At 34.9% G+C, this 10,747-nt stretch carries 8 protein-coding genes and 1 tRNA gene; 5 read left to right on the top strand and 4 right to left on the bottom strand.

Annotated features, from left to right (window positions below; translation table 11 throughout):
- Positions 1–69 precede the first annotated feature (69 nt).
- The 3 genes from F5ESL0261_RS06315 to F5ESL0261_RS06305 form a co-directional block, all read right to left on the bottom strand.
- A complete protein-coding gene (locus tag F5ESL0261_RS06315) occupies positions 70–2,469 on the bottom strand; it encodes a Xaa-Pro dipeptidyl-peptidase (protein WP_122052605.1) in 2,400 nt (799 codons plus the stop codon).
- A gap of 105 nt (positions 2,470–2,574) precedes the next feature.
- The gene (locus F5ESL0261_RS06310; RefSeq protein ID WP_045928279.1) at positions 2,575–2,931 is read right to left on the bottom strand and encodes an arsenate reductase family protein; all 357 of its coding nucleotides are present in this window, start codon (positions 2,929–2,931) and stop codon (positions 2,575–2,577) included.
- A gap of 68 nt (positions 2,932–2,999) precedes the next feature.
- Positions 3,000–4,037, bottom strand: coding sequence for a PTS transporter subunit IIC (locus F5ESL0261_RS06305; RefSeq protein WP_122052604.1), 1,038 nt, complete (start codon positions 4,035–4,037; stop codon positions 3,000–3,002).
- A 555-nt stretch (positions 4,038–4,592) separates the two neighbouring features.
- On the opposite strand from F5ESL0261_RS06305, the gene F5ESL0261_RS06300 reads away from it, so the two are divergent.
- Together F5ESL0261_RS06300 and F5ESL0261_RS06295 are read left to right on the top strand one after the other, a co-directional pair.
- A complete protein-coding gene (locus F5ESL0261_RS06300; RefSeq protein ID WP_052697083.1) occupies positions 4,593–5,024 on the top strand; it encodes a hypothetical protein in 432 nt (143 codons plus the stop codon).
- An 833-nt stretch (positions 5,025–5,857) separates the two neighbouring features.
- Positions 5,858–6,049, top strand: coding sequence for a hypothetical protein (locus F5ESL0261_RS06295; RefSeq protein WP_109586450.1), 192 nt, complete (start codon positions 5,858–5,860; stop codon positions 6,047–6,049).
- Between the two features lie 195 nt (positions 6,050–6,244).
- Here F5ESL0261_RS06295 and F5ESL0261_RS06290 read toward each other — a convergent pair.
- A tRNA-Arg gene (locus F5ESL0261_RS06290) sits at positions 6,245–6,318 on the bottom strand.
- Positions 6,319–6,518: 200 nt separating this feature from the next.
- On the opposite strand from F5ESL0261_RS06290, the gene F5ESL0261_RS06285 reads away from it, so the two are divergent.
- The 3 genes from F5ESL0261_RS06285 (at position 6,519) to F5ESL0261_RS06275 (ending at position 10,697) form a co-directional block, all read left to right on the top strand.
- On the top strand, positions 6,519–8,282 hold the full coding sequence (locus tag F5ESL0261_RS06285; RefSeq protein WP_122052603.1) for a DUF2207 domain-containing protein: 1,764 nt from the start codon (positions 6,519–6,521) through the stop codon (positions 8,280–8,282).
- Positions 8,283–8,369: 87 nt separating this feature from the next.
- Positions 8,370–9,701, top strand: a complete 1,332-nt coding sequence (locus F5ESL0261_RS06280; RefSeq protein ID WP_122052602.1) for a DUF2325 domain-containing protein — start codon at positions 8,370–8,372, stop codon at positions 9,699–9,701.
- 156 nt (positions 9,702–9,857) lie between these two features.
- Entirely contained in the window at positions 9,858–10,697 is an 840-nt protein-coding gene (locus F5ESL0261_RS06275) for a YitT family protein (RefSeq protein WP_045928275.1), read from the top strand.
- Positions 10,698–10,747: the final 50 nt, after the last annotated feature.

The following is a 10,747-nucleotide window of genomic DNA, read 5'->3' as shown; positions in this document are numbered from 1 at the left end:
AACTGTGTTTTTAACACAGCTGCTTTTTATGTTTAACTTTGAAAGGTACTGGCATAAATAAAATTTAATTTATTTAGTACTAAATTTAATGGCGGTTTCAGCCAGATCAATTGTGTAGTCTGTATTTTCAAGAGGCCTTTTCGTCATTCCCTGGTCAGTTGAATAAATAATTAAACAAAGTTTGCTGCCTACCGGCAATGTGTAATAAGTTGGCTGTAATTTAAACTGCAAGTCATAAAACTCACCTGCTTTAATACTACGTGGCTTTTTCATATCTGCATAATTCTGCAGATTCATGTGAGCCTTGGTAATTAATTTAGCATGAGTTAACTTGTCAGGCATGAACTCTTGCAAAGAGTCAAGTTGAAAATGAAAACCCAATTCTTGACCACCTGACATTAAAATTTTCGGGGTAGCAGTCAACCGTTTGCGATCAGCAATTTCTACCAGAGCAACGGAAATTTGTCCTTTGGTAAGACTTGATGAAACACTCATTCTTATTTCTGGTCGACCAACTATGGTTACGGGATGAATAAATTCATCGGTGGTAAAACGTAAACTGGCTTTTGCCCATTTTTCTTCACCACAAATAAATTGGTATTGCCAGTCATTCTCAGAAATTTTTGCCTTTTTAAATTCAGTTCCGCCTATATCAGTAAAGGAAAGTTTTTGCTTGCTGCTAGTATCTTTGGTTAACTCATTATCGGAATTAGGGAAATAAACAGTTTCGCTGCCAATGTCATTACTCCAATCCTTTTCTTTGTGCCACTGATCTGCTTTTAGGTTATCTTGAATAAGCACAGTTGGCCACTGATTATAGGCGTTATTTTCTACTCCCAAGAGTTCATGAACCAGCCATAAGTTCATTAGGTCAGTAAAATCAATTGAAACCAAATTATTCATATTATAATGGGGTCCCTGATGCAAGAAAAGGTGATGTGCAATAGGAAGGTCTTTGACCTTTTGCCAAACTTTATAGACGTTCTTAGGCTTGACATTCCAGTCATTTAAACCATGGACGCTAATCCAGGAGCATTTAATATTATCAGTATGATGGCGATAGTTGCGTTTTTCCCAGAAATCTGAATACTGACCAGTCTTGCGATCGGCCTTTTCTAATAAAATCTTCTGCATTTCGTCAAATTTAGGTTTTATTCTTAAATAATCTCCAGCATCCCACAAGTTCGATTGACAAGTTTCTGCAAGCATATCCAAATCTTCACCTTGGCAATCTTCTGGTGCAATTACCAAGCCATGTTCACGGTAATAATCATACCAGGAAGAAATGGCAGCCTCAGAAATAACTGTTTTTAGGCCAGGTACACCCGTAGTAGCAATGGCTATTTGCAGAGTGCCTAAATAGGAACGACCAGTCATCCCAATTTTTTTATTACACCAAGTTGCTTTGGTTTCGTGCTGCCTTGTTCTATCAGTATAAGCAATGCGATCTCCGTGTAGCCATTCAATTATTTCCTTGGCACTTTCGGTTTCTTCCGGAGCACCAGTAATTCTAAGACCATCACTGCCCCGTGTTCCGATTGCACCAGCAAACACACTGGCAAAGCCACGAGCTAGCATATATTCGTTCAAACCGTAAGAAGATTTGCCGACAGCCTGTTCTACCGGTTTGTATGAGCTTTCACTATCCAGAGGTTTTTTGGCTTTAACAATTGCAGAAGCCTGATATTGTGGATTAGTCCACTCAGTCGCATCATTCAAATTTTCATCTACGTTGTGGTTGCGCTTTTCATTATCAATGATACCGCCAAAATAGGGACTAGCAGTGTAAAGAGCAGGAACCGGTAAAGTTTCACTTTCAATTGGACGAAAAATTGTCGTTTGCAAAAGGTCACTCTTGTCATCACCGTCTGTATCCAAATCACTTTCAACATAAACGACTTCTCGGATCACCTTGCTGGTATCAAAAACAGGCATGCTTTTACCGTTAAAGAAGAGGAACTCATTGGGTGCAATTTCTGTTTTTCTGTCGTAAAAATAGCCTTGACCAGCCATGACATCTATTAGCAGTTGTCCATTTTTAGCACGAGTGTTAAGCAAACGATAAAAAGCTTGAATAAGAGATTTCTTGTCGTTAATTTTCTCAATGTAAGGTAATGCCTGCTTTTCCATAAAAGCCAAAGGGTCATTTAGTTGATAATCATAGCCAACATGGTAGCCAAGAAGTTGCAATGCAACATTATAAAATTGGCTAGAAGTAATTTCTTCTGGATTGGTATCTAAAAAAGCATTAAGGGGTTGGACTTCTGAAACTGCAAACTCAGCTAATTTTGCTTTACGAGCACTTTCGTCGCAGGGGCTAATTACCGCCACTGCATTTGCGATCAGCTCTCCTAAAAGATTGGAAAAAGAGCGTTTTTCATAATCTATTGGCAAAAATTTAATTTGCAATAATTCTTTAACTTCTGTTTTGTAATCAGTTTCCACATAAGCGTATTGGTTATACTTCATAAAATTCTCCTTTTTGTATTATTTTACCTGTTAACAATGATATTAGAAAGCTGATTAATAAAAAAGAAGGTACTGTTTTCAATACCTCCTTTTTAAATATTAAATTTATAACCAAACTTTTTCGTAAATTTTTTCATTAAAACCGCAGGTCAGTTTTTTACCTTCAACAACCAGAGGCCTTTTTATTAGTTTTCCATTTTTGGACATCATGTCAGCGGCATCTGCAATTGACATATCTGCAATTTGATCTTTAAGGTGTAATTTGCGATAGTCTTGACCGTGAGTGTTGAAAAAATATTTTAAGCCACGATCTTGATGCTGGCTCAGCCATTCTACTAGATCTTCTTTTTTTGGCGGTTCTTCGACCAAATCTTGAAAATCGAACTCAACATTGTGCTCCGTCAGCCATTTTTGAGCAGCCCTTGAAGTAGAGCAACGCTTGTAACCATAGAATTTTATCATATTCATACTCTCCTTTACTTCAATTATAGCAATAAGACTGATAAACCAGAAGAGTAGAGTATTTTAAACTAACTGAAATCCAGTTCAAAGTCTTTACTAGTGAAAAGATGAACTTTGTTATTAAAAAGGTAATTCATTGCGATGCCTAATGCAATAGGTAACACGAAGAAAAGAACAGCAATTAATATAATATTAACCAAATTCGCTGGGCGATTTGCCATGGCGGCAATAGGGCCAATTAAACCTGAAAAGCCAAATCCTGCACTCATTGGTGTACCCTGAATTTGAAATACTGCGCCTAAGGCACCCATTATACCGGCATTAATTAAAAGCGGGATAAGTAATTTGGGATTAGTCATTAGATTAGCCATTTGCATTTTAGGAGAACCTAAGAAGTGGGCAATTGATGTACCAAAACTATTTGCTTTCCAACCGAAAACAGCTAAAGAGAAAGCAACGGCTGTGATACCTAAATTGGCAGAACCGGAAGCTATGCCAGAAATGCTTATCGCGGTGGCAATACCGACTGAAGAAATAGGGGAAACGATAAGTAATCCAAATACTATTCCCATCAACATTCCCATAATAATTGGTTGCAATGCCGTCAATTTTTCAACTCCGACACCGATCAAACTAGTTAATTGGCCAACAGGGATGCGGGTAAGACAGCCAATTCCTCCAGCTATAAGCAGAACAAGTAATGGAACTAATAGAATTGTGTATGCTTTCAATTTCTTACCAAAAAACAAAACTAAGCCGTAAGCTATCATAATAGTGATGGCAGTATTAATAACGTCACCACTGCCCATAACCGCAACCTTGCCTTTGTTCATCACAAAGTTACCAGCTCCAGCTGTTGCCGCTAAGGCAATAGACGAGGTTTGGATGGGTGTTAATTTACCAGTCATACCGACACAGACGGCACTGATTGCCGGCAACAATGCCGAAGCAAAGGTGGTCAAAGCTAAAATAAAGCTTAATTGCGGCATGCTTGGCAAGAGTGCTTTTACCAACTGATTAATTAAGGCTCCAGGAATTAAAGCTACAACTATACCTGTTGATAAGCCATTTAGTGTATCTAACGTAATCTTTTTTAAAGTATTCATTTTACTCTCCCAATAAAAAACTCACACAGATGACGACAACTGTGTGAGTCTTCAGAGAAGAAAGTACTTAAGTCTTTAAAACACACAATTGTCATGAAGATTGAACTGTGTGTCTAAGACAATGACAAACTAGGCACTCAGATCAAATAGCTGAAGTACCAGAAATAATATTTAACTTGCGGTTGATTAATTTTTTTAATTGCCGTCATAATCTTTACCTCTCATAAATATTTAAGGAATATCATAACTTATTAGTAAAAAAAAAGCAAGAGAATTTTAAAGAAAAAATTTCATTGGTATATCAAGCTTTAAGTATCTAATAGTCTTTTTGTTGAGAAAGAAAAAGTTAGTTAATTATTAAAAAAATATTTTTTCTTTTTCAATTAGCAAAATAGCTTGCAAAAATTTGAATAACTTTTTTGAATAACTGGTTGGTAACGACTAAAATAATGACAAGTAAAAATAATAATTCAGTTTTATAATAAAAAGATATAGAAAGAAGTGTTTATTATCTCACTGTTTATTAATTGCATCAGTTTCTTAGGAGATTGGTTGTTGTTTGCCTTCCCTCTTTATCAGGGATTAATGGAGCTTTATGATTATGAATGGTTTTTGAAGGAATTTAACCAATCAAGTAAAGCACAACCAAAAATTTCTCCTTTGTACTGGATTATACCTATTGTAAAAATTTATCTTGAAAAAAGGCGTGCAGTCAAGATTTTAGGTAGTATTATCAAAAATGAATCTGATTTGCGTACAGCTATGAGTTTTATTGATAAGGCTACTGCCTGGTATTTTGTCTCTCTTGGTGGTTGGTTGAAGATGGTATCTTCTCTATATGAATTTATCGGAGAACTTCATGAAGACAGCATTTTATTGCTAATTCTCGGAACAGTTGTTTTAACCTTTTTGGGAATTTTCTCAGGCTATTACCGGTTAAATCCTAAACGGCAAAGGGTTCTGATATCAAAAATCAAGAAGAATTAATGGCAAGCTGGTTAAATTATAGAAGAGATTATGTTTTTGATTAAAATGGCTAATTATTTAAAAGAGTCTGGGAAAAAACTAGTTCTCAGACCACGAAAAAAGAACGATAATTTCATCGTTCTTTTTTATACTTTTAGCTTCTGCCTTGATATTATTAAATCGCCATAAAATAAGAACAAAAAGAAGGTGTAAAAACGCACAACTGGGTAACACATAATTTGGGGAATACAGACCACAGCGATCCTTACGACTATTTGTCGAGTTTTGCTGGCTACGGCAGGTTGGGCAGCTGTCTCCTCTTAGGTCTCTACAATAAAAATATCCAAAAGCTTGAAAAAGAAAAAATGAAATTTGATTATTATAATTATTTTTAATTTTTTAAATAAAAAAACTCCCAAATGGGAGCTGTAAAGTAAAAGAAGTTTGAAAGTAACTTCTAAATTAATATTAACTTTTTTAGAAAAAATTGCAAAACATTATTTGCGTTGTACCCTAAAGAATGTATTACATAATATGTAAGGAAGTAAGGAGATGAAGAAAAAAAGAGAAAATAAAAAGCTACTATCGAGCTTCACTTCAAAATAAATCTCGAGATAATAGCTTTTGAAATCATCTATAAAAGATAAAAAACAGGGAAAAGGTTTCTCTTCTTTGCTGTTTATAAAAACATTATATTATAGAAAAGTATCTGTTACAATGAATAAAATTTATAACTTTGAAACTAAAAAAGGAAATTTGACAATTAAAACAAAGATTGACTTAAGACTCAAAACATTCTGTAAAACAATATTAGTTACAGTTATGGTAATTGTTTTAATTTTAGGAGTGATCAAATGGCTAAACTAACTGAGGCTCAAAAGCGAGCAAATAAAAAGTGGAATGATGCGCATAAAAAAAGAATGAATTATATTAGGAGAAGATCAGATTCTAAAAATTTCATTCTTAAATATGCAGATGAAGAAGATTTAGACAAAACATTAGAATACATCAAGATAAGAAGAGAAGAGCTAAAACAAAATAATTGATCACTTTTTTAACATTTGGAGATCTTAAAAATCCCATAATGTATATTTATAAAGGAAATAGAAAAATAGCTCTAGCTTAATTGCTAGGGCTATTTCTATGTTAGCCAACTTTAAACTTAACAATAATCAATAAAAATAAAATTGTTGATATAACGGGATTTATAATTAGTAAAAATCGATAAAAACCATTTAAAATGATCCGGGTGAGATTCGAACCCACGACCCACGGTTTAGAAGACCGTTGCTCTATCCAGCTGAGCTACCAGACCGATAGTTTTGCGTATTCTCGCGCAAGAACATTAACTATTATAGAGAAAAGTTTTTGTAATTGCAACCGGAAATTTCTTTTTTATCCAACTTATTTTTAAAGTCAAATAGATAATAAAGAAAGGAGTACAAATTGATTTGTTAATTGTATTTCATAATCTGTATAATAAAGAAAAGCGAAGAACGAAAGACAGGAAAATACATGAAACATAAAATTATAAAATTGATATCTCTACTGGGAGTTCTATTATTTTGTTTTGTTTCTGGACAAGAAGTAAAAGCCGATGTTGATTATGATATTGCTAAAAACATCACTACAGCTAAAGTTAACTCAGACGGCTCGCTGACGATGAAAAGGGCAATTACGTATAAATTCAACAGTTATGCACATGGAGTTTTTTATCGCCAAAATCTACAATCGAATCAGAAAATCGATGATGCGTCAGTAAAAGTGGCAGATGGCAACGACAAGGGTCGCAAAACAGATAATTATGATCTTAAAAGAAGTAAAAATGGTTACCGTTTTAAAGTATTTCACAATATAAAGAGTAATAGTCGCTTTACTGTTACTTATTTTTACCGTATCACTAATGCCATTACCAATTACCGTGATGTGGCTGAACTTAATTTTAAAATTATTGGCAATGGTTGGGACACTGACTTAGACTACGTTAAAGCAAGCGTGATTTTTCCAGGTCCGGTTAAAGGCTTAAAAGCATGGGCACACGGACCACTTGATGGACGTCTACAAATTAATCCTCAAAAAGGGAAAATTGTCATGACAGCTGAAAATCTTGCTGGTGACATGGGTATTGAAGTGCATACTATTTTTCCTCCTAAAATTACTGCCAATAATCAAAATGTCAAAAATAGGAATCACCGGCAAGCAGTGATTAAACAGGAGAAAAAATTAACACAGGATACTTTATTAAATCAACAAAAAAGGACAAAAAGAAGTCTCTGGCTAATTGCTTTGAGCTTAATTGCAGGACTTTTAGGTATCATTAAGGGTTTTAGGGCCAAAAAGATTGGTTTTATGCCCCGCAAAATTCGCGAATTAGCCCATAACTATGAAATACCTGATGTGGATCCAATATTAGCTCAAATTTTGGATACTGCAAAGCAACCGGATAATCGGGCGTTTACTGCCTATTTGATGGAACTGGCAGCGCAGAAAAAAATTAAGATTGAAGATTATAAAGCCCATCTTAAAACTTATTATCGGATAACCGCGATAGACGAAAGTATTGTTGACGAAAGCCGATTAATGAAAACACTCTTTAACAAGATTGGGGATGGAACTAGTTTTACAACACAAGCCCTAAAAAAATATCATGGAAAAAAACTAGGCCGCGACTTTGATTTTTGGGCAGGAGATTATTTTGACAGCAAAGAAAAGCAAATTTATTTGCCTGATTCATTGATAAATCGAAAAAATAAAAATATTGCTATCATAATTTTAATGATGGTCATCAGTTTCGCTGCTTCGGTAGTAGCTCTTATAAGCTCACTTAAATTTATCTTAGTAATAGTTTTTGGCGAAGCTTTGATCCTAATTTTCAGTTTGCTGGCGCTGATTTTCAATATCAAACGTACCGGCATATATTCTGAAAAAGGAAAAATTGAAACCGAAAAGATACGTGGTTTCAAGAAAATGTTGAAAGATATCGGTAAGTTTAAGATGAAGGATGTGGGTGACATCATTTTATGGGAAGACATCATGCCTTATGCTGTTGCTTTTGGTTTAGCTAATAAAGTAATGAAACAGCTCAAAATCGAATTTAGTCAAGAAGAATTGGCAAAAAGTGATTACTTTTACTATGGTTTTGCCTCTAATACAGGCAAAGATAGCTTTTCTGCCAACTTTGATTCTTGCTTTAACGACAGTATATCTACTGGTTCAAGCAGCTTTTCCAGTGGTTCATCCGGTGGCTTTGGTGGAGGTTCCGGTGGTGGAGCTTTCTAGTATAAGTTTTGATTTTAAGTCTAGCATAACGCTGGACTTTTTTGCTTTTGCTATACTTAAGTAAATAATATAAAGACAGGTAAAAATATGTTCGATTATCGCAATAATTTAATAAGGATTCTTAATCAGACTGCCGGAGATGAGAAGAGCCTTAAGAATGGCTTGGCTGCAATAAAACTGATCTTAGGTATGACCGATAGGGATGAAAAAACCAATTCAACCGTAAAAGATAAAGATACTGTAGAAGTTGATTTACAGCAGCTTAATTTATTATTAACAAGTCTAACGCGACTAATTACTAATCCGGCAAACATTTCAGCTAAAAATACAGTGCTTTCGGCTACGCAGAAATTAACGCTTGCCCAAGGTATCAATAAAGAATACCGTAAAAATTTAATTGATTTAAAAGAAGCAATAAAGTCACTTGGGACTTCAAAAGATTTAATCAATAAAAAAGTATTTGAGCAAGCAGTTGCTACACCTAAAAAACCTCCAAGGGATTACCGAAAAGGGAAGCGTTATACGGTAATTCGTTTATTGTCAGGCTGTGATTTGATTAATGATAGCAATAGGACCGTTTATACGTTAAAAGAATCACAGATCCATTCCCTGAATTTGAAAAGTGGAGATATCGTTGAAGCTGTACCAGAAGAAAAAAGTTCTCATTATGAAGCGACTATTTTAAGGATTGTTGGCTATCGTGATTTGCCCAGTATGGAAGTTGACTCTATTTCAACCTTTAAGTATGCAGTAGTTCAAGGACGAACCGGACATCTGGCTATTTCGCGTAATGCTCAAGGTAAAAAATTGCGGGTTCATGGTAAAGCGCTTCTTTTACCAGTTGATTCAAGCAAATATTGGGATGAAAATATTAAGTTAGTTGATGGTTCAATAGTAGACTTAGCTTGGTATGATGGGGACGTGCGTCTGAAAAAGAATCCGGCTGAGGCAATTCAAATTCGCTGGGTTTATCAAATTGAACAGTCCCAGAAATCTATTGGCACAAAAAAGAAAAAAAGTACTGCTGAATCAAAGAAAGTTTATTTACCTAAACTAGCGATGGATCTACATTATCAAAGAGTTGGAATTGCTATTGGTAATAATCAAAATGAAGCTATGCTTGAAGGAATAGTTAATCGTTATGGCGGCATTCCAATTCCTATTGATGCTTTTCAGGGCAGAAAAAAAGTTATTGAAAACCAAATTAAAGATCTAGATATCGTGATTTTGGTTACGGCTTTTGCAGCTCATGACAGTACTTGGAATATCAGAGAATTTGCCAGTAAATACCATATCAAGTTTGCCGTTAGTTCAAGTAAAGGCTATCAAGCGTTTGAGCGAGCATTATATCGGGCTGAAAAAGGTCTACCAGCATACGAAGGCAATCAGACTATTAGATACAAACTTGCTGAACAGTAATATTTATAATTTCTTAATAATTTAAGAAAAATTCCTCAGAGTTATAGTTTAAGCGATTTTAAGAATGATCACGCATAACCAAAACCCATATTTCTTGCATAATCTAGCTGCTTTCCTGTAAAATGTAAAATAACAATTTTATGGAAGGAAGATGAGATGGACTCACAAAAGCAAACCCATACTTGGCAATACTGGCTCTTTTTCTTGGCTGGTCTGGAAATAATCACAATATCAATTAACTTCTTTTATGCTCCAATAAATGTTGCTGCTGGTGGCTCGACTGGAATCTCAATATTGATTGATGCTGTTTGGGGAATTAACCGCTCAATTTCAGTATTTGTGGTTAATGGCTTAATGCTAATTTTAGCTGCCGTCTTTTTAGGCAAACAAACTTTAAAAAAAGTTGCATTGGGCAGTCTTTTAGTACCTGTCTTAATGGCAATTACCCCTAGCTTTAAACTAACTTCAAATAATATGCTGGCGGTAATTTATGGTGGGGTTTTAATGGGCATTGGTGTTACAATGCTGTATCGGATTAACGCTTCATCTGGCGGAACCACAATTCCCCCACTAATTATAAAAAAATATTTTTATGTTGACCCTGCTATATCGCTCATGGTCATTGATATGTCGGTCATTGTACTGAACATTTTTGTTGATGGAACTGAAGCATTTTTACTGGCAGCTTTTTCTCAGGTCATTACTACTATTACTATGCGATATACTGAAACTGGTTTTGATAAAAAATATCAAGTGCGCATAATGAGTAACACTAAATTAGATAAAATTAGGCAAATGCTCCAGCAGGATTACGATGGCCTGACTGTTTATAACGTTGTGGGTGGTTACAGTGACCAAGATAAGCAACAATTAGTTATAATTGTTGATACTAATGAATATGGTCAATTAGTTGCCAAAGCCCGCGAAATTGACAGTGAAGCATTTATTGTTACCGAAAATATTGCTAAAGTACACGGTGGTAAGTGGCAGATTTAATGCCAATTTACCCAATAAAAAGGGTATTTTTTATTGCCAACTAGACTTAA

Origin of the sequence: Lactobacillus sp. ESL0261 (assembly GCF_003693025.1) — a bacterium.
Taxonomy (GTDB): Bacteria; Bacillota; Bacilli; order Lactobacillales; family Lactobacillaceae; genus Lactobacillus; species Lactobacillus kullabergensis.
Note: the sequence above shows the minus strand (reverse complement) of the source record. Positions and strands in the feature narration are given on the sequence as shown.

Coding starts and splice junctions, on each gene's coding strand:
- F5ESL0261_RS06315 (WP_122052605.1), bottom strand. CDS start 2,469: ATGAAGTATAACCAATACGCTTATGTGGAAACTGATTACAAAACAGAA.
- F5ESL0261_RS06310 (WP_045928279.1), bottom strand. CDS start 2,931: ATGATAAAATTCTATGGTTACAAGCGTTGCTCTACTTCAAGGGCTGCT.
- F5ESL0261_RS06305 (WP_122052604.1), bottom strand. CDS start 4,037: ATGAATACTTTAAAAAAGATTACGTTAGATACACTAAATGGCTTATCA.
- F5ESL0261_RS06295 (WP_109586450.1), top strand. CDS start 5,858: ATGGCTAAACTAACTGAGGCTCAAAAGCGAGCAAATAAAAAGTGGAAT.
- F5ESL0261_RS06285 (WP_122052603.1), top strand. CDS start 6,519: ATGAAACATAAAATTATAAAATTGATATCTCTACTGGGAGTTCTATTA.
- F5ESL0261_RS06280 (WP_122052602.1), top strand. CDS start 8,370: ATGTTCGATTATCGCAATAATTTAATAAGGATTCTTAATCAGACTGCC.
- F5ESL0261_RS06275 (WP_045928275.1), top strand. CDS start 9,858: ATGGACTCACAAAAGCAAACCCATACTTGGCAATACTGGCTCTTTTTC.